This is a genomic window from Veillonella magna DSM 19857, assembly GCF_000428745.1.
GTDB classification, from domain to species: domain Bacteria; phylum Bacillota; class Negativicutes; order Veillonellales; family Veillonellaceae; genus Veillonella_A; species Veillonella_A magna.
Map to the genome: position 1 here is coordinate 1 of NZ_AUAN01000010.1, position 20,852 is coordinate 20,852.

Annotated in this window: 17 protein-coding genes and 1 pseudogene; 6 read left to right on the top strand and 12 right to left on the bottom strand. The window is 45.3% G+C overall.

All coding sequences use genetic code 11. From position 1 onward, the window contains the following. Positions 1-170 precede the first annotated feature (170 nt). The 3 genes and pseudogenes from G344_RS12045 to G344_RS0104470 all read right to left on the bottom strand — a co-directional run bounded on the left by G344_RS12045 (position 171) and on the right by G344_RS0104470 (position 2,606). Positions 171-572 (bottom strand): cytidine deaminase, encoded by a 402-nt coding sequence (locus G344_RS12045; RefSeq protein WP_277352586.1) that lies wholly within the window; start codon positions 570-572, stop codon positions 171-173. An 87-nt stretch (positions 573-659) separates the two neighbouring features. Then, positions 660-1,943: pseudogene (locus tag G344_RS10680) on the bottom strand (thymidine phosphorylase); the annotation flags it as partial. A 42-nt stretch (positions 1,944-1,985) separates the two neighbouring features. After that, complete coding sequence (locus G344_RS0104470) at positions 1,986-2,606, bottom strand: 3'-5' exonuclease (RefSeq protein ID WP_028255158.1); 621 nt, start codon at positions 2,604-2,606, stop codon at positions 1,986-1,988. Positions 2,607-2,817: 211 nt separating this feature from the next. On the opposite strand from G344_RS0104470, the gene pyrF reads away from it, so the two are divergent. Beyond that, a complete protein-coding gene (gene pyrF / locus G344_RS0104475) occupies positions 2,818-3,537 on the top strand; it encodes an orotidine-5'-phosphate decarboxylase (RefSeq protein ID WP_028255159.1) in 720 nt (239 codons plus the stop codon). Further along, entirely contained in the window at positions 3,534-4,121 is a 588-nt protein-coding gene (pyrE, locus tag G344_RS0104480) for an orotate phosphoribosyltransferase (protein WP_028255160.1), read from the top strand. Before pyrF ends, pyrE begins: the two co-directional genes overlap by 4 nt. Before the next feature lie 120 nt (positions 4,122-4,241). Here pyrE and G344_RS0104485 read toward each other — a convergent pair whose 3' ends face one another. Continuing rightward, complete coding sequence (locus G344_RS0104485; protein ID WP_028255161.1) at positions 4,242-5,846, bottom strand: WG repeat-containing protein; 1,605 nt, start codon at positions 5,844-5,846, stop codon at positions 4,242-4,244. Positions 5,847-5,995: 149 nt separating this feature from the next. Further along, entirely contained in the window at positions 5,996-9,529 is a 3,534-nt protein-coding gene (gene nifJ, locus G344_RS0104490; RefSeq protein ID WP_028255162.1) for a pyruvate:ferredoxin (flavodoxin) oxidoreductase, read from the bottom strand. A gap of 583 nt (positions 9,530-10,112) precedes the next feature. On the opposite strand from nifJ, the gene G344_RS0104495 reads away from it, so the two are divergent. From G344_RS0104495 to G344_RS0104510, 4 genes are all read left to right on the top strand, one after another. Further along, positions 10,113-11,033: a LysR family transcriptional regulator gene (locus G344_RS0104495; protein ID WP_028255163.1), complete on the top strand. Its 921-nt coding sequence runs from the start codon at positions 10,113-10,115 to the stop codon at positions 11,031-11,033. Between the two features lie 21 nt (positions 11,034-11,054). After that, positions 11,055-11,513: a hypothetical protein gene (locus tag G344_RS0104500; protein WP_156886150.1), complete on the top strand. Its 459-nt coding sequence runs from the start codon at positions 11,055-11,057 to the stop codon at positions 11,511-11,513. Between the two features lie 505 nt (positions 11,514-12,018). Next, positions 12,019-12,504, top strand: a complete 486-nt coding sequence (locus tag G344_RS0104505; protein WP_028255165.1) for a hypothetical protein — start codon at positions 12,019-12,021, stop codon at positions 12,502-12,504. A 378-nt stretch (positions 12,505-12,882) separates the two neighbouring features. Then, positions 12,883-13,554, top strand: a complete 672-nt coding sequence (locus G344_RS0104510) for a hypothetical protein (RefSeq protein WP_028255166.1) — start codon at positions 12,883-12,885, stop codon at positions 13,552-13,554. A 409-nt stretch (positions 13,555-13,963) separates the two neighbouring features. Here G344_RS0104510 and G344_RS0104515 read toward each other — a convergent pair whose 3' ends face one another. The 7 genes from G344_RS0104515 to G344_RS0104545 all read right to left on the bottom strand — a co-directional run bounded on the left by G344_RS0104515 (position 13,964) and on the right by G344_RS0104545 (position 20,833). After that, positions 13,964-15,292, bottom strand: a complete 1,329-nt coding sequence (locus G344_RS0104515) for a CitMHS family transporter (protein WP_028255167.1) — start codon at positions 15,290-15,292, stop codon at positions 13,964-13,966. Between the two features lie 241 nt (positions 15,293-15,533). Next, positions 15,534-17,084, bottom strand: coding sequence for a citrate lyase subunit alpha (gene citF / locus G344_RS0104520; RefSeq protein WP_028255168.1), 1,551 nt, complete (start codon positions 17,082-17,084; stop codon positions 15,534-15,536). After that, entirely contained in the window at positions 17,074-18,003 is a 930-nt protein-coding gene (locus tag G344_RS0104525; RefSeq protein ID WP_038154956.1) for an HpcH/HpaI aldolase/citrate lyase family protein, read from the bottom strand. The genes citF and G344_RS0104525 overlap by 11 nt, the downstream gene beginning before the upstream one ends. Continuing rightward, positions 18,003-18,269 (bottom strand): citrate lyase acyl carrier protein, encoded by a 267-nt coding sequence (gene citD / locus G344_RS0104530; RefSeq protein ID WP_028255170.1) that lies wholly within the window; start codon positions 18,267-18,269, stop codon positions 18,003-18,005. Before citD ends, G344_RS0104525 begins: the two co-directional genes overlap by 1 nt. A 315-nt stretch (positions 18,270-18,584) precedes the next feature. Continuing rightward, on the bottom strand, positions 18,585-19,499 hold the full coding sequence (locus tag G344_RS0104535) for a LysR family transcriptional regulator (RefSeq protein WP_028255171.1): 915 nt from the start codon (positions 19,497-19,499) through the stop codon (positions 18,585-18,587). A 15-nt stretch (positions 19,500-19,514) separates the two neighbouring features. Then, positions 19,515-20,213: a Bax inhibitor-1/YccA family protein gene (locus G344_RS0104540; protein WP_028255172.1), complete on the bottom strand. Its 699-nt coding sequence runs from the start codon at positions 20,211-20,213 to the stop codon at positions 19,515-19,517. 179 nt (positions 20,214-20,392) lie between these two features. Further along, entirely contained in the window at positions 20,393-20,833 is a 441-nt protein-coding gene (locus G344_RS0104545) for a YadA-like family protein (protein ID WP_028255173.1), read from the bottom strand. Positions 20,834-20,852 lie beyond the last annotated feature (19 nt).

Sequence of the window (20,852 nt, forward strand, 5' to 3'; positions counted from 1 at the left end):
CTTTATCTTCTCCCAAAAAAGATAAAACCGCTATAACCCCAGTACTTAACTGGTTTTATAGCGGTTTTCACCCACACTTTTTGTCCTATAACTCGTAAATTCACACGTAAAATAAAAAGAAGCTGTAATGAAACGAGTGAAACATCTCATTTCGTTACAGCTTCTTCTTTTTATTGCTTATTCTGTTTTATATCCTTTGCCGTAAATGAAAGGGGCAATAACTCTTCCGCCGTGTATGTTGCTACACGTCCCTCCATATTTGCTAAGATAATATACGGAATTGCAAATTCACTGATTACCTGTCGACAAGCTCCGCACGGTGCACACACATCCGGCGTATCCGCAATAACCGCCAATGCCTTGAAACGTGTATGCCCATCGGCTACAGCCTTGTAGATAGCTGTCCGTTCCGCACAATTTGTAAGACCAAACGATGCATTTTCAATATTACAGCCGCCATAAATTGCGCCCGATTCCGTCAACACCGCCGCACCTACGGGAAAGTGTGAATACGGTACATATGCTTGTTCGCGTGACATTCTTGCCTGCCGCAGCAATTCATCGCTATCTATTTCTTTTGATGACCCGTCAGCTACTTGTCCTTCCCTTATATCTTGCCCTCGATCAAATCGTTCAACGCCATCTTTCGTAACACGTGCCAAAATCAATGGCGCCCGTTGTACATGTGTATCGCCGATAGTTACCGCCGCCGCGTACCGCTTGCACGCATCCGCTAATCCTTCCTTAGAATCCGAAGTCAGCTTCGCCAGCGCTTCCCCAGCCTGAACAGCATCACCTATCTTTTTCAAGACATATATGCCCGCCCGATAGTTAATGGTATCTCCCTTGTTAAGTCGACCGGCACCAAGATGAACAGCGGAAAGCCCGATTGCTTCCGCATCCATGTGTGTCACATACCCATTGCTAGATGCGTACACATATGCTTCATGCGCAGTTGTTACCGCTTCCTTAGTTTCGACGGCGAACACATCGCCCCCTTGCGCTTCTATCATGGCCGCCAATTTTTCTAACCCGCTACCATCGCTCAGTGCATTTTTCACCTTAACTTGACACGCTTCATAGCTTCCTTTGCCACATAGATAGAGCATATTCGCTGCAATCAGCAATGCTTCTTCCGTTAAATCGGCCGGTCCTTTACCTCGCAACGTGGCAATGACCTCGCGCATTTCATTTGCGTTACCTACCGCCTGTCCCAACGGGCAATCCATGTCTGTCAATAACGCTACGGTACGACGTCCGTTAGCTTCACCGATATGTACCATCAAACGTGCCAAAGCCAAGCCATCATCAACGGTTTTCATAAATGCGCCGCTTCCGACCTTAACATCCAACAGAATGGCATCACTACCGGAAGCCAGCTTTTTACTCATCACCGAGGATGCAATGAGAGGCATACTGTCTACCGTTCCGATAACATCACGCAACGCATATAATTTTTTATCCGCCGGTGCCAGCGTATCGGATTGACCCACAATACTAACACCTATGGTATTTACAATACGAAAGAATTCATCTTGCGCCAATGCAATGCGTACGTGAGGAATAGATTCCATCTTATCAATGGTACCTCCTGTATGCCCAAGACCGCGACCGGACATTTTAGCCACCTTGCCACCGCAGGCTGCCACCAACGGGCCAACAATAAAAGTCGTCTTATCACCGACACCGCCGGTGCTATGTTTATCGACTTTAATACCATCAATCGCCGACAAATCAACCATCGTTCCCGACTCGGCCATAGCCTTGGTAAGAGCCGCCGTTTCTTCATCTGTCATTCCCTGAAAGTAGATAGCCATCAGCATAGCGCTCATCTGATATTCCTCAATTTCGCCGGCTACGTATGCGTGTATCATGTAGCAAATTTCCTCTGCCGACAACGCCTCCCCGTCACGTTTTTTTATCAGTAAATCATACATATGCATTATTATCACCTCTACTAACCACAGGTACGTACTATGCCTGTCTTAAAAGAAAGACATCTGCTCGCCTACATCCTTGGCCTGCTGTTGTGCTCGTTTTTCTTCCGTCACAAAGCTTTCACGCTCCAACTTAATAGCATGCAGCAATGCTTCCATAGAATCTACGCCTCGCTCCTTCGCCGCTGCAACGGCTACCTTGGCACAAGTTTCCGCATCATCCAGTGCGTAATGATGTTTAAAGGTTACTCCCAAGAAAGCTGCCAATGTATTCAATTTATGATTTTCCAAATCAGGCCATACGCGTCGCGAGATTTTAACCGTACAAGTATAATTCAGCTCCGGCCATTCCAGTCCGTATTCATCAAGCATTGCCCGCATAACACCGATATCAAACTTGGCATTGTGTGCAATAATCAATTTATCTTTTAAATGATTTTCATAAATTGCCGGCCACAGCTTGTCAAAGGTAGGCTTATCCGCTACATCCTTTGGTAAAATGCCATGTATGTCAATACATTCCGGATCAAACTGCATCGTCGGCGGCTTAATCAAGCTATATCCACGTTTTGTAATCTCACCATCCTCCACAGTTACTACCGCTAACGAGCAAGCACTGTTTGGCAATTTGTTGGCCGTTTCAAAATCTATTGCTACAAAGTTTAACATATATATTCCTTTCTATCCTACGATATGCTATCCCATCACACTCATTCATGATAGCAATGAAAAACCCTCCCATCTCATCACCATCATATCACCTCTACATCCTTGTCAGTATTATATCATACCTCCCTCTTTTGTATATTGACTTTACAAAGATTTTATGCAAAAATTGTAAGGATATAAATATAGAGAGAGCCTAATAGGAGGATATGCTATGGCAGATGACAGACTCATAGTAGCCCTCGATGTATCGACAATGGAACAAATGAAAGACATTGTAGGTACATTAGGGGATGCGGTTAGTTTTTACAAAGTAGGCATGGAACTTTTCTACGCCGCCGGCGAAGACACCGTTGCTTATTTACGGGATTGCGGCAAGTCCGTGTTTCTTGATTTAAAACTCCACGATATTCCCAATACCGTGGCGCAAGGAGTTAAATCATTAACACGTCTGGGGGCCAACCTCATCACTATTCACGGACAAGGCGGTGCAGTGATGCTTAAAGCAGCTGCCGATGCTGCGCGCGAAGCTGCCGAAGAACTCGGTGTGGAACGTCCGAAGCTGTTAGCTATTACCGTATTAACCAGCTTTGACGATACAACTTGGTCCGGAATCGGCGGTCAACTTCCCATCGCCGATCAAGTGCGTAGACTGGCTCTCTTAGCGAAAGATGCCGGCGTCGATGGCGTCGTAGCCTCTCCGCTGGAAGCAAAATTAATTCGTGAAGCCTGCGGCGATGACTTTCTTATTGTCACTCCCGGCATACGTCCCACCTTTGCTGTGGCAAATGACCAGAAGCGTATCGCTACGCCAAGTAGTGCGCTTAGAGACGGAGCTTCTCGTCTCGTAATCGGACGACCGATTACCAAAGCGGATAATCCCCGTGAAGCCGTTCGTATGATTCTTGAGGAAATGGAGGCTGTTAAACCATGATGACAGAACAGGAAGTAAAACAATTATTAATCGATACTAAAGCTATTTTAGAAGGTCACTTTCTTTTGACCTCCGGCCTGCACAGCCCTATGTACGTAGAAAAGTTTAACGTGCTCCAGCATCCGACATATACGGAAACGTTGTGCAAGGAATTGGCTCGTCGCTTTGCCGACCAAAATGTAGAACTCGTTATAGGACCTATGACCGGGGGTATTCTCTTGGCTCACGAAGTCGGTAAAGCCTTAGGTACCCGTGCTATCTTTACGGAACGTGAAAAAGGTGTCATGACATTGCGTCGCGGGTTCCGCATCGAACCGGGCACTCGCGTTCTTATCGTCGAAGATATTGTAACCACCGGTGGTTCCGTTCGCGAAGTAGTTGATGTTGTCAACCAAAGCGGTGGCGATATCGTAGGCGTTGGTCTTCTCGTCGACCGCAGTGGCGGAACGGCAGACTTCGGTATTCCCAACGATAAAGTAGAAGCACTGCTTCACCTGACCGTACCTACCTATCATCCGGAAGATTGCCCGCTTTGTAAAGAAGGCAAACCAATGACCGAACGAGGAAGTAAACATATTAAATAAAAAAGAGTAAAAAAGAATATGAAGTAAAAGAAGGATATGAACTCAGAAACGCGAGCTACGCAGCGTTTCTTCCGTTCATATCCTTCTTTTTTACCCTTACAGCTGCCACAAGGGAACAAGCTAGCGGCGACTAACGGTAAGCTTATTTTCACTTTGCAGCATATATAAATCATCGTACACAGGCTCTACTGCCCATGTACCGTCACGGCGAATGGCTCCCCATTTGCCGTTTTTCTTTATCGCTGCATAATCACCGTGGAAGCTTCCCACATCATCAATCGCTTTATCGTCCAAGGAAAGTAATACCTTTCCATTTTCATCAATTAATTTATACTCATGTTCATCGCCACCCAGTGCCGTATCTTTGTAAACCCAAGCTACGCCGTTGATATATGGACCAAACTCAGCTTTTTTCGACAAAGTAAATACTTCATGACGTGACGGCTCTAGCGCATATACTCGCTTATCTGTAGCCGTAGTCGCTACGAAACGATCCGTATCCCATAAATTTATTTTTTCATACAAGAACGGCAACACATCCGAACCATCCATATAATTTTTTATTCCACGTTTTTCCGTATTCGTATCCTTTAATACAAAATACGGTTTAGCAAACGTAATTTCTTCCATTTCGTAATCACCGAAAGGCATGAGCATATTCCCCTTGCGATCGATGGTCCCCAACTGACGATCATCGTTGATAACAACCGTGCCAAATGGCATCATCGGATATACATACTCCCATTGTTTCTTAGTAATCCAATGCCCTTCCCGATCGATATAACCACGTTTAATATTATCACGGCTCACAACAAAGCCATTGAAATAATCATCCGAGTACCGGCCTACACCAATATAAATATGATGTCCGTCACTTCCGCCAAACACATTGCCAATCATAATACCGGCCACGGCACCTAATAAATTAAAACCCGATGTACGACGCTGAATTTCTGCCAGTCCATCGTGGTACGGAGAGAAAAAGTCACCATCTACCGCAAACAATTCTTTACCTTGCCCATCAATAGCCACCTTGTCGCCATGACTGTTTTTGACAAAAGCAATACCCTCACTAAAGCCGGTATATACTTCCTTCAATGTAGGCTCAATGGCAACAGTGCCGTCTTCTCTTTTAAACCCGTAGCGCTTCTTATCATTTTTAAACACCACATAACTGTCTGAAGGATTTACGCCTTCGCCCACAGCCGGTTCATCATGGCTCACACGAATAGGCGCTAACGATACAGCAATAGCGTCCTTTCCCTTTTGCGAAAAAATAATATCGCCATCAACAGACTGTGCCACCGTCTTATATGTAGGTGCTATTAGCTGTCGTCCCCGTTCATCTACAAGACCCCAACCGTTTTTTGTCTTTACCACCATCATAGCCTTTTCACTGTTGGTTGCCTTTATATCTCCGGTATCCTTCGCGGTCTTATTGCCGGTATCCTTTGCAATCTTATCGCCGGTATCCTTTGCCACCTTGTCACCAACCACTGCCTCTATCGTACTGTCATGTCCATCAGCCTCTGTTGCTGTACCTTGTGACAAAATAGTTCCGTCTCCATTCATAGTTATATGAATAACCGCATCGTTGGGAACAGTTTCAAGATGCTGTGATTTTTCTATAATAGCGGCACTTACCGCACCGTATCCAATGCAAGTTGTACATACCATGGCAATCAGCATCCGGCGTAATCGATTTACTCTTGAATTAGCTTTCATCTACGTCACGTCCTTTCTCCATCTTTCCCCTTGCATGTATTATAACAAATCGCAAAACCAATAAAAAAGAAGGCAACAGACCTGTGCGTCCACAGGCTGTTGCCTTCTTTATACTACCACTATATCATTCAAACGATATATGGAATTTCTTATTTAACTTCATCGAAACCTTTCTGGAGACGAATGTAAGTCTTACGACGTTCCTGGGCATCAGCTTCCGTCTTAGCGAAGAGTTCTTCAGCCATTTCCGGAGCTGCTTTCTTCAAGGAAGCGTAACGAACTTCGTTCATCAAGAAGTCACGGAAGGATTCCGTAGGTTCTTTGGAGTCTAAGCTGAACGGGTTCTTACCTTCTGCTTTAAGAGCCGGGTTGTAACGATAGAGATCCCAGTAACCGCAAGCCACTGCACGACGAGCTTCTTCCTGAGCATTGCCCATACCGCCTTTGATGCCGTGGTTGATACACGGAGCGTAAGCGATGATGAGGGACGGTCCCGGATAAGCTTCTGCTTCGGTAATAGCTTTCATCAACTGGTTCTTATCAGCACCCATGGAAACCTGAGCTACATATACATAGCCATAGCTCATAGCCATCATGCCAAGATCCTTTTTCTTCGTACGTTTACCGCTGGCAGCGAACTGAGCAACGGCAGCTACGTGCGTAGATTTAGAGGACTGACCACCGGTGTTGGAGTAAACTTCGGTATCGAATACGAGAACGTTAACGTCTTCGCCGGAAGCAAGAACATGGTCTAAGCCACCGAAACCGATATCGTAAGCCCAGCCGTCACCACCGAAGATCCACTGGGAACGTTTAACAAGATACTGTTTCTTGTCAAGGATTTCCTGCATATCTGCAGTCTTATTAGCTTCTTTTTCAAGAAGTTCTACAACGAGGTTAGCGCGATCACGAGAGCCTTCGCCCTGATTTGCACCTTCTACCCAGTTGTTAAGAGCTGCTTTCAATTCGTCGGAAGCACCTTCAGCTACGCGAGCAGCTGTTTCAGCAAGCTGTTTGCGAATCTTCTGGGAACCGATGAACATACCATAACCATATTCAGCATTATCTTCGAACAAGGAGTTGCCCCATGCAGGACCATGACCTTCCTGGTTCGTAGTGTACGGAGATGCCGGCATGGATGCGCCCCAGATGGAGGAACAACCTGTTGCATTGGCAATAACCATACGATCACCGAAGAGCTGAGTTACAAGGCGAGCATACGGAGTTTCACCGCAACCTGCGCAAGCACCGGAGAACTCGAGAAGCGGAGTTTCGAACTGGCTACCTTTAACGGTAGATTTCTTCATCGGGTTTTCTTTCTTCGGCAATTTAACTGCATAATCCCAAGTTTCAGCAAATTCCATTTCGCCGTCGATTGGGCTCATTACGATAGCTTTACCCTTCGGAGCCGGGCAGATGTTTACACAGTTACCGCAACCCAAGCAGTCAAGCGGGGAAACAGCAATGCGGAACTGAAGGTCTTTTGCACCAAGTGCCGGGATAGCTTCGAAGTTTTCCGGACCTGCAGCCACTTCTTCAGCAGTTGCTAATACCGGACGGATAGTAGCATGCGGACATACGAACGCACACTGGTTACACTGGATACAATTTTCTTTAATCCAATGCGGAACGAAGAGAGCTGCACCACGTTTTTCGTAAGCAGCGGTACCTGCCGGCAATGTGCCGTCTTCGTAACCGTTGAATGCACTTACAGGAAGGTCATAACCAGCCTGAGCATTTACCGGTTTGCAGATATTTTCAACATAGCTCGGGCAAGACTGGCAACCCGGTTTAACGGTAGCAGCACCTTCGTCGGTAGCGTCTTTCCAAGAAGCCGGTACATCAATCTTAACAAGAGCATCAACGCCTTTATCGATAGCAGCGTTGTTCATATCAACAACGTTCTGACCTTTTTTACCATAGGTCTTTTCAACGGAGTCTTTCAAGTAAGCAATAGCATCGTCAACAGGAATGATGTTCGTCAATTTGAAGAACGCAGCCTGGCAAACCATGTTAATACGGCCGCCCAAACCGATTTCCTGTGCAATCTTAGCTGCATTGATGATGTAGAAATGTAATTCTTTTTCAGCAATGGTACGACGAAGTTTTGCCGGGAGTTTTTCTTCTAATTCTTCCGGACCCCAAGTACAGTTAAGAAGGAACGTGCCGCCTTTCTTAATACCGCGGAGTAAGTCGTATTCATGTACATAAGACTGACGATGGCAAGCAATGAATTCCGGTTCCGTTACGAGGTACGGTTTGTTAATCGGAGTCTTACCGAAACGAAGGTGAGACATCGTTACGCCGCCGGATTTCTTGGAGTCATAGTCAAAGTATGCCTGTGCATACATATCAGTATGGTCACCGATGATTTTGATTGCGGATTTATTAGCACCAACAGTACCGTCAGAACCGAAGCCCCAGAACTTGCAACCGGTCAAGCCTTCTGCAGAAATGGAAACACCTTCGGCACGTTTCAAGGACAAGTTGGTAACGTCGTCTTCGATACCCAAAGTGAAGAAACGTTTCGGTTCAGCAGCTACCATGTTATCGAAAACAGCTACGATGTCTGCCGGGATAACGTCTTTGGAGCTCAAGCCATAACGGCCGCCGAATACCTTAGCGTTTACATCGCCCTGTACAAGAGCTGCCTGTACGTCGAGGAACAACGGTTCAGCCAATGCGCCCGGTTCTTTCGTACGGTCAAGTACGGCAACGCGTTCTACAGTCTTAGGCAACGCAGCCAAAAGACGATCGGTTGCGAACGGACGGAACAAATGAACTTTAATCATACCTACTTTACGGCCCTGCTTGTTGAGGTAGTCAACAGTTTCTTCTACTACCTGGCAGCTGGAACCCATAGCTACGATTACGTCAGTAGCGTCAGGAGCACCAACGTAGTTGAACAGCTGATAGTTACGGCCAGTAAGCTTATTGATTTCGCCCATGTAATGTTCTACAACTTCAGGAACCTGTTTGTAGAACGGATTGCTTGCTTCACGATGCTGGAAGTGAATATCCGGGTTTTCGGCAGTACCGCGAGTTACAGGCGCATCAGGATTTAATGCGCGTTTGCGGAATGCAGCCAATGCTTCCTGGTCAACCAACGGCTTTAATTCTTCATAATCAAGTACTTCGATTTTCTGGATTTCATGAGAAGTTCTGAAACCATCGAAGAAGTTAACGAACGGTACGCGCGTTTTGATAGCTGTCAAGTGAGCTACCGGAGCGAGGTCCATAACTTCCTGTACAGATGCTTCGGAAAGCATAGCGCAACCTGCGGCACGAGCTGCCATTACGTCCTGATGGTCACCAAAGATGGACAATGCATGGGATGCAATAGCACGAGCTGCTACATGGAATACGCCCGGCAACAATTCACCCGCAACTTTGTAAAGGTTCGGGAGCATTAACAGTAAGCCCTGGGAAGACGTGAAAGTCGTCGTCAAAGCACCTGCCTGCAAGGAACCGTGTACAGCGGCTGCTGCACCAGCTTCAGACTGCATTTCCACAACCTGTACAGTGTGGCCGAAAATGTTTTTACGACCTGTAGCAGACCAAGTATCCACGTGTTCCGGCATCGGAGAAGACGGAGTAATCGGATAGATGGCAGCAACTTCCGTAAAACCATAGGCAACGTGAGCTGCAGCCTGGTTGCCGTCCATTGTTTTCATTTTACGCATGTTTAAAAAGCCTCCTTAAGCATAAAGAATGAGTTGATTGTACACTTGCTTACCCTTATTATCTCAGGAATTCTTTTCCCCCATCAAGCCCTGTGCATCCATTATAATCTATTGTATACTCTATAGCATCAAAAACAATAGAAGATGCTGTATACACTATAGCATTTAAAAGGGCACAAGGAACATATAAGAAACAAGCCTTTACATGTGAATAATCCCTCAACACGAAAATTTAAGATAAATTTTCATGTTGAGAGTTCATATTTTAGTAAAAGGATTGCTTATATTGCAAAAATGTAATAATATAATATTTATTAAAACCCTTTTGCATTTGGAGGACTCAATTTATTCCTAAAATAACAAATCGATATAGCCTCATGTCCTCATTATACAATTCTAAGGGTAAGATAGCAACACCAATGAGGCTAGATAGTTTGCTAATTGTGAGATAATCACTTTACATTTTTTCATAGTTAATTGACTTAAGCTCATACATGCTATGCATTAGACATCAATCAAGTATTAGATGTTAAATAATACATATCATATGAGCGTGTATTTCTTGAAGGGTTAGAGGTGTACCATGGATTTTCATCATTTAAAATACTTTGTAGAAGTAGCCGATCAAAAAAGTTTCAGTAAAGCAGCTAGAAATTTACATATTTCTCAGTCGGCCATCAGCCGTACCATCAAGGCGCTGGAAGATGAACTCGGCGTTGTTCTTTTTATGCGTAATGCTAAATCCGTAGAATTAACCGATGGCGGTACGATTTTCCTTACCCATGCCAAACGTGTTGTATTCATGTTCGAACACTTGAAGGTTGACTTCGAAAATGAATTCCGTCTCGAACAGGGCTCTATCCTCATCGGTTTACCTCCGATTACGGATGCACCGATTTTTGCGCAGCTTCTCGGTGAGTTTAAACGCGCCTATCCGCAAATTGAATTGGAATTGTACGAACATGGTTCCAAAAAAATCGAAATCAGCGTACAGGAAGGTCTTATCGATATCGGTATTATCTGTACAAAACCGAATCCGAAAGAGTTTGAATCGTTCTACTTAACCAGCGATCCGTTGTCCGTTATTTTGCCGCGTGACAACCCGCTTGCCAAAGAAAAAGAAATCTCTCTCGACATGTTGTCCGAAGAATCCTTCGTACTTCACAAGGATGACTTCAATTTGCATGACGAAATCGTAAAATCCTGTAAACATGCCGGCTTCCAGCCACACATCGTTTTTGAAACCAGTCAACGTGATTTGATGTTACAAACGGTAGGTGCTCACCTTGCAGTCGCTTTATTGCCGAGCCGTCTGTGCCCGGTTAAGGGTGAAAATACAAAAATCGGCACTAATGTTGTCGTTCGCCCCTTAGTAAAACCGGAAATCACTCATACCTTGTACGTTATTTGGAAGAAAGGTCATTACCTCTCCCACGCATCCCGTTTGTGGCTTGATTTCGTTACCTCGAAATTACCGTTACCGGGCTTGGCTGAATCGAAATAATCGGCGGAGGTCATTATGAAGGTGGCTCTTCCCCCTTATCTGTCGTCACTGGGTTCATGGATGCGTACACACGGCTTACTTATTATCGCACTTATTATCATTGCCTGTATGAGTTGGTATATTTATTTTCTGCAGGTTCAAGTCGACGAACTACGCCGCCATGTGGAGTCAGCTTACGACTTCTCCAACCATGACAGTTTTGACTATCGCATCACCAATTTGGAGCACATCAGTAACAGTCACGGCGATCGCCTTAAAGATCTGGAAACAGACACGTGGCGATTGAATGGTTATGTAAATCGATTGAACTGGCGTACCATGCAACTGGAATGGGCCACCCCTTCTGTTACGGTTCACGGTGACATACCTAAAGAAGAGGCGATGCCTAACTTTAACAGCAATCCCGGAAATGTACCTTGGCCATCGTTTCCCAATAACGACATTTACATACATCCTGGTGATACGCCAAATCAACCTTAAAATAAAAGGAGCCTTTCGGCTCCTTTTTTATTTTTACGCACCAGCAATCCCTGTTATATCTACGTTACATCTCTGTTGTATCTCTGCTACATCTTATCTTTGTTATACCATCTATTCCTATTATAGCATCTGTCTCTTTTACCGAATTTCAAATTTATATTCATGTGTTGTCAATCCCCCGAACCATATCGTTATAATTCTTAGCCCTATGATTATATTGTTATTATCTTTTTTCTGTTTTATTCATATATTATGTATTAATCCGGCAATCTGCATCTCTACCTTTAATTAGAATATCTTATTCATATACATAGGTGAATTTCACTGTAATTTCATATAACTCACATCTTAGCTTCATTTTAGCGCCCTATACTGTACACATGATATATCAAACAACTACATTGCCCGGTCAAGCTAGATTATTATCATTAATACAGATAATAACACTCGCACGTGAGTACTTGCATAAATAGTGTATATTTAAGATAGTATAACGGAGGTCTGTATGAAATTTTCTACATCATTAACAAAAAAAGCGTTGGTATTTTCCATGGTACTCGGGAGCTTAGGCAGTGCTTATGCTGCTACCCCGGCAACAGCTGACGGCATGCTCACTAACGATACCACGACAGCTACATACCAAACCAGTGCCAAGGGTGATACTCTATCACAACAGCCGAATGATGTGAGTTCACCCTCCGACAATGCAACCACTCCGATTACACCCATTACCCCGGATGCTACCCCGGCACCAACGGGATATGACAGCGATACACAGCCGGTGGGCAACGATGACAATAATAACATGGCAAACACTACCGCCACGGACAACGCGGCAGACACTACTACCACAGATAACACGGCAGATTCCGCCGCAGTGAATACTGAAGCAGATACATCCGTAGTAGATAACAATACAACGGATAATCACGCAACAACCGATACCACACCGGATTCGGAAGAAGCAAAAGCATCCTCGGAAGAAAAATAATATAGCAACGACACACGTTGCCATCCCCTTATCATAACTAATTACATTACAACACTCTAGTAAATAAATTACATAACAACTAACACTCTACTCTTAACAACACTAACACTCTTTTAACATAACTAACTCCACTCGTATATAAAATATAACTGTATGATGAAAGCCCCCGGCCTATACTCTCCCTCGGCCGAGGGCTTTTGTCATATCAGTGATTGACGTTCTAAATAGCTCTCTTTAATTTCATTAAACGTTCATTTTCGTTACATGTGCCGTTCATTTTCACAGACTATACTAATCACATGATAAATGATGTACACAAATCCTATGTTCCTATTTGAGGATCATGAATAGGAAAGAGCCTTTCATGAGGAGGTTAGTATGAAATTCCCTACTCTTTTATATAAACGCATCATGGCGTTCTCTCTAATACTAGGCGGCATCGGCAGTGCCTATGCATCCGGAGCGATTACCCGAGAAGCTCCGCCGACACCGCTTGCACCGAATACAGGGACTACCAATGAGCAGCGCCTGCTTCGGGACGCGCGCCCATCAACTACGGTAGAAACTCGAACCGCTTCAATGAACGCTAAGCGAAACAACTCTATGCTAGATGCGGACCATCATATGTCGTCTTCAACAATATATAATCGCGCTGTTTATCTCGCTTCCCATGCCCGTTCACAAATCGAAGCCAACCGCGGTATTTTTCTAATGGCGTCTTCGCCTACTTTCACCAACGATACTACGAACAACAATCATCCCGATTATGCAATAACCTATACGGCCGGTACCGGTAGCTATACACCTGTACAACCTACTCCATCGGCTGCTAAGGAGACAGTAACTACTATGCAATACCCGAATTTTGAATCCGCTCGGCATACAAAAAAGAAATCCTCTGCCGAAGCTCCCAAAGCAACCATTCATCGGCTGAAAATTGCTATACAGCCACTGCACGACTCACATCGTTATATCGCCTCCGGTTCACGTGCAGCCCAGTACCCCAACTTTTACGGCGCTGTTCACGATACTGACGATGATACCAATTAGATCCTATCAGCTGGATCCTACTAATACAGATGCGACCAATTAAATACTACTATAGATACTACGACAGATACTGCTACAGATGATATAAGTTAAAGGAGATGCCTATGACACTACATGCTATCTTCGTGCATCGGTATACCCGAGCACCAACGGGGAGTAGATGACTCCTACCCTTATAACTCAACTATACTTAACAACACAATTCACTCTCACATAACACTTAACACTCAACAAAAGCCGAGCGTATTCGAATCTCCAACCACATCGAATACGTTCGGCTTTCTTTCCTTCCTCAGTATGCTGAAAGGGCGATACCAACCGGCACCGCCCTTTTGTAATTTCTATAGCTATACTACACGTCACGTGTAATTAAATTATGTTTGCCTAAAGCAATTGCTCGCGCCTCTGATTAAAGAGCGAACAAGCCTAACGCTGCACCGCAAACGAGGGAAATCAAGGATAATACGTACAAACGCGGAGCGCAGAAACGTAACAATTCTTTGATTTCGATACCTGCCAAACCACAAGCAAGGAACGTAGTTGCTGCGTGCGGAGTAACAAGTACGCCGTAGTTCTTAGCGATCAACATAGCCATGGACATATCTTGCGGGTGAACACCGAACTGTTTACCTACACCGATAGCCAACGGCAAGAGACCGAAGAAGTAGGAGTCAGTACCGAGAAGCATACCGATCGGCAAGCCCAAGATACCGAAGATAACCTGAAGATGACCGCCCAATGCCTGCGGAACGATGTTGATAAGCATTTCAGCCATAGCTTTCATCATGCCCGTACCGCTCAATACACCGAGGAATACGCCGGATGCCAAGAGAATCATCGGCATGGTAACAGCTGTATCAGCGTGCATCTTAATTGCTTTCGCCTGTGCTTTTGCACCAGGGAAGTTAACGATAAGAGCCAATGCCAAACCAAACATGAAGGCTCCGTAAAGAGGAATCTTCGTGAAGCAAAGAAGACCGATTACGCCAATCGTCAAGAGAGCATTGAACCATAAGAGCTTCGGACGTTTCATAGCGTCGAGTTCAGCCTGGTTAGCCGCTTCTTCTACGGAATCCATAGAAGCATCGAGTTCGGCAGCTTTACCTGTCGGTACAAGACCTGCACCGCGGCGTTTTTCAACCATACCCATGTAAGCAGCAAAAGCTACCAAGATGATAAGGCCGATGCCCTGCAACGGAATCAAAGACTTCCACAATTCGTTAACGTCTGCATTAAGCACAACGCCAACACGAGCTACCGGGCCACCCCACGGTACAAGGTTCATGATACTCATGGCAGCACCGATGATACATACCAACACAACCGGACGCATGTGAAGCTTTTTGTAAAGCGGCAACATAGCCGGGATAGTAATAAGAAGCGTGGATGCCAATGCACCGTCAAGGTGAGCAACTACGGCGATCAAGGACGTAGCTACCGTAACCATTACGATGTTGGAGCCTGCTTTTTTAACGAGCCAGTTAACGAGTGGGTCGAACAAACCAACGTCACCCATCAACGAGAAGTAGATAATGGAGAAAATAAATAATACCGCTGTGGACCAAGTTTTCGTCACACCTGCTTTAATAAATCCATAAATCTCAGTAGGACCGAAGCCTGCAATCACAGCCATAATAATCGGCACGATTACGAAAATAGGCACCGGGTTCGTTTTGGACTGAATCAACGCCCAAACGATGATGACAATCATCAATAGGCCTAAAATACCTAAGAACATAGTAGGAAATCCTCCTTGTGTTGTTAAATGTGAAATTACGTTACCGATGGGCTCCATGTCCGAAACCTGCATCGATGAGCGAAATTACAGTGCTGTTTTACCAGCATAGCTATAGGGATACCCGGCGAGGCAACTGCCTCGCCTAAGTAACCGGAGAATTACAAGTATCAGCATATATTGGGTAGGAATCCGCGCTTAACTAACACGCGAATGTAACTGATTTGTAAGGTACTGCTATTGATTAAAGAAGCGGTTTGCGTACTACGTCGATGATAGAGCCATCACGATATTCAACGATAGCTACTACATCTTCGTCTTTGTCGCTTACTTCTACATCCTGCGGTTTGCCAACGCGATCGTATGCCATCTTCTGCAATTCTTCGATGGTATAAATCGGCAAGTTGGAATCCTTGAATTTTTCGATGAGATCCTGACGGTTCGGGTTAATAGCAAGACCGCGTTCCGTTACGATAACGTCTACGGACGTACCCGGAGTGATTACAGTCTGTACATTTTCACGAATCATCGGCAAGCGGCCGCGGATAAGCGGGCAAGTAATAACCGTTACCTTGGCACCGGCTGCCGTATCGCTGTGACCGCCGGACGCACCCATGAGGATACCGTTGGAGTCGGTCATGCAGTTAACATTGAAGTTAACGTCTACTTCCGTAGCACCGAGGAACACAACATCAAGGTAATTCGTCATGCAATCCGTCCAAGGATCGGCATACATGGAAGCACTCATTTCGATGTGGTTTGGGTTATCGTGAAGGGATGCTGCTGCGGTAGTATCGAATGTCTGCGTATCGTAAATAGCCTTGATGAGACCATCTTCGAGCATACCTACCAATACGCCGGTAGCACCACCAACACCGAAGCCGCCGACTACTTCTTTTTCCTTCAACTTCTGACCGATGAACTTAGCTACTGCAAGCGGAGCTCCGCCGGCACCAAGTTGGAAGGAGAAACCTTCTTTAATAATATCGGCCTGATCAAGGAATTCAGCAGCAAGCTCAGCGATTTTAAGCTGTACCGGATTCTTCGTAATGCCGATAGCTCCGGACGCAATACCTGCCGGATCGCCGATAGCTTCTACTTCTACTACATAATCAACATCCGTCTGCGGAATGCTGTACGGATATACATAATCAACAAGATTGTCAGTGATAAGAACTGTCTTATCCGCAAAGTGTGCATCCACCATAGCATAACCGAGAGCACCGCATGCTGCTTTACCCATCATACCGGTTGCATTACCGCGCGGGTCGCAAGTCGGTACACCGAGGAATGCTACGTCGATGTGTGCTTCACCGCAGGATACGGCACGAGCACGACCACCATGAGAGCGGATAACTACCGGGCGTTTCAATACGCCGGGATTAGTGGAAAGGAACTTACCGAGTGCATCGCGAAGACCGGAGGTTTCGATAGCAGTTACGGTACCGTCCTTAATGTAATCAATAAGGAATTCATGACACGGTGCCAAGGAGCTGGACAAAATCGTAAGATCCTTGATACCTTTTTCATGAATGCGTTCCATAACGAGCTTCATAACATAGTCACCGTTACGGAAGTGGTGATGGAAGGAAATAGACATGCCGTCCTTAAGACCTGCCTTTTCGATAGCTTCATCAATGGAAGCTACCACTTTATTTTCACCCGGGCGCGTAGCACGTACGGGACGGCCTGCACGGCGTGCGTTAGTAGCAAGAGCAAATTCGCCCTGATATACTTCGCGGCCTTCCAGGCACGGTAAATTCATCGGAATATCGCGACCAGCTTTATTTAACATCGTATTCGGCTCCTTCCTCGAGTTCTACTTTAATACCTGCGGCACGTGCTTTATCAACGACACGTTGTGCACGTACAACAATCGGACCATCGATCATCTTACCGTCAACAGCAATAACGCCTTTATTGTTGCGCAGTGCATCAGCATAGCTGTTGAGGACTTTAACGGAATGAGCGATTTCTTTAGCATCCGGCGTAAATACATCATGAATAATTTTAATCTGGCTCGGATGAATGCAGGATTTACCGTCAAAGCCGAGGGCTTTAATAAATTCAACTTCTTCGCGGAAGCCCTGCGGATCCTTAACATCGGAGAATACCGTGTCAATTACGCGGATGCCGGCTTCGCGAGCAGCGTGAAGAATTGTCTGACGGGCAAACAATAATTCTACGGCCGGTTTGTTCTTCGTCGTACGAAGGTCTGCGCGGTAATCTTCAGCGCCTAACGCAATAGCTACAACACGCGGACCGTGGCAGATTTCACGAACATTGTAAAGGCCCTTTACGCTTTCGATAGCTACGATGATATTAATCGTACCTTCTTCCCAGCCGTTAGCCTTTTCTACTTCTTCAATTTTTTTAGCGACAATTTCTACTTCGGATACATCTTCCGTTTTCGGGAGACGAATCAAATCCGGTTTAGCCGGTACGATAACATCAAGGTCATCGTAACCATACGGAGTCTGTGTCGGGTGATTGATACGTACTACCGTTTCACCTTTGAAATCCAGTGTCTTAAGAGCTTCTGCCGTCAAAAGACGAGCCGTATCCTTTTCCGTTACCGGAATGGAATCTTCAATATCGAACATGATGCTGTCCGCACCATGAATGTCTGCACTGTTAATCATTTTCGGGGTATTGCCCGGAACGAACATCATAGAGCGGGATAACCGTTTCTTTGCTTCTTCGAACTTGCTCATTATTTACTACCCCTTTCTAACGCACCAAGTACGCGCGCTTTAATCGTATAGTCCCAAGCAGCTTTGTCTGCAGCGATTACTTTTACGCCGTCAAAGCCGGCTTCCTTTACTGTAGCCGTGATGAATTCTTTAATGTGTTCTCCGTACTGACGCATTACTTTGGAAGTAAGCTCCACTTCAATACCGGCCGCAATCGGCTCTACCGTAACCAACACATCATTTTTTTCATCGAAACCGGCCGTAGCCGCCTTCACTAAGTGTTTCATACGTATCGTCCTTTCTGATGTAGGTCATCACCCGTTGTATGCTACACGCTGTCTGCGTGCCAACCTTTCTTGCAATCTAATTATAGGTAAGATGCCTTTACGTGAAAAATTAAAAGCCCTTATAGGCTCCATAAATTTTTTATGACGCTTATTTTTATGACTGTCATTACTTTTTTGCATCCCATGAAAAACCGCATAATAAAAGGGCTAACCCATCATTACCTTGAGTTAGCCCTTTTAACTTGTCTTTCATTTGCGGATTTCACATACCCTTCATAATTGACGGCATACCTACTATTCATCCGCTACATATACTTATTTGTCTACTACTACATTATATCCCGGCAAGTGCACCACTTGATTTTTCTTGTAATACTCGATGACGTAATCGATAAATGTACGTACCGCCGCCAACTTAGTGCTGGTTTCGTTATAATACATGTACGTCGGTCGGATCAGCGGATTGCCCTTTTTATCAAAAATCGGTTCCACATAAATATTTTCTTCCGCACAGCTACCAAGACCCATGTACGGCAAAATGGCCCAGCCCAACCCTTCGCGCACAAAGTGACGACACGTAACCATGGAATCCAGTTCCATGGACGCCATCGTTTCCTGCGGCAAATTTTCACTGCACCAATTGTCGATGACCATGGCAATGGACGGATCCGTGTGATACTGAATCAACGGCAATCGCGCCAACTCCTCATGGCTGACCTTTTCCTTATACACCAAGCAGTACGGCTCTTCCAACAGCTTAACCCTAGCTCCGGAATTTTTATATTCACCGCGCACAATGGCGACCATCACTTCACCGGAATTATACATCTTATTAATATGTTGACTCCATCGCGTCTTCACCTGAATGCGAATCTTCGGATACTCCTTGGTAAACTCGTTGAGCAGTCGCGGCAACTGGTAATCGGCAAAATTAATGGAGGAAGCAATCTTCAGCGTCCCTTGCACCTCGCCCTGAAGAGTCCCCATCATTTGATGCAACTCTTCCTTTTCCCGAATCATGCGACGACAATAGTCATAAAACAATTCACCTTCCGGCGTCAACGCAATTCCTTCATTCGTGCGAATCAACAGCGGACACTCCATGGCTTCTTCCATATGTCGCAAGCGATAGCTCAGAGCAGGCTGTGATAAAAAAAGCTTTTCCGCTGCTTTCGTAATATTTCCCTCCGCCACTACGGTGACAAAGGTTTGCCATTCTCGTTCGTCCATTCGTTGTCCTTTCCGCTAGTCTCTGCGTACAAACCGTAAAATCGAGAGGAATAAGTTAATGAAATCCAAATACAAGCTAAGCGCGCCGATAAGTTCAACCCGTTCCAACACGCTTTCATCTTCGTGAGCTACCTGCACCAGCATATGCTTAATGCGATTGACATCCACCGCCGTAAAAATAGTAAAGATAACAACACCCAACGCGCCGAGCAACATACTAAAGCCACTGCTTTCAAAAACAAACGCATTGAGCAGCATCATAATAATCATGGCGATCAAAGCCACCACCAAGTACGTAGAAAAGGATGTTAAATCACGTTTTGTCACGGCACCAACCACTGCAAAAGTACCGAAAAAGGCAACCGTTCCAAGGAAGGCATAAAAGAAAGCCGTCGTACCATAATACGTACTAAGCACAGCCAAGGTAAGCCCCGTCAAAATGGAGTAAATGAAAAACATCGCTTTCAAACTGGTGACGCTTGCCGTTAACTGTCGGGCCGAGAATAAAATAACCACACCCAATTCAATCAATAAAATCCAAGTGTAATTATGCGATGCCATCGCCAGCCACTGCGGATTAAACAACGCCCCCAGTATAGTAACGAAGGTAGTCAACACACCCCACGCCATCCACAACATGGAGTTGCGCAATTTCTTCGTTACTACCTGCTCTACCGGAATACGGCTTACTTCTTCAGGAAATGAATAGTTCATAGGAAACCTCCTTACTTATAATTATTTTATACAGCCTATAATATTTTATTATACCAAATTCATGTGATAAGAGAAAGAAGAGAGACTCCCATATTGTAAGCACGTCATTTCTTAGAGCTGACCGCTAAAATATAGGAGTCTCTTTTTAATTACTTTGTGTCGTTACACACGCTAGCCAACTACGCCGTAGCCGTTATCTTTTGTTCTTCCTTTGTGCCGTCTTCATTAGACGCAGCCTGTCCATTGGCTTTTTGCATCTGTGGCATCATCTGGCGGAACATAGCCTTCATTTCCTGCATTCCTTTTTCCAGTCGATCGTTCTTATCGCTGATGGCCTTCATCTGCGCTTCCAATTGACTGTTTCTATCGTTGAGTTGTTTATTTTCCGCCGTCAAGCGATCAACTCGTTCGGAAATGGTCTTGCGTTCCGGCTTCGTCGGATTATCTCTACTGGATCCTACGGAGAAGCCAATCCCACCGGACAAGCCCCACTTACCGCGGCTGTCGTACGTAGCGGCTACCTTGTAGGTAATATCGCGATCGTCATTCGTACCGGATACACCAATAGCTACCGCCGACTCACCACCGTAAGTACTGGAGCTAGTATATAAATAGTACAAGCCAAAATGAGAAATCCTA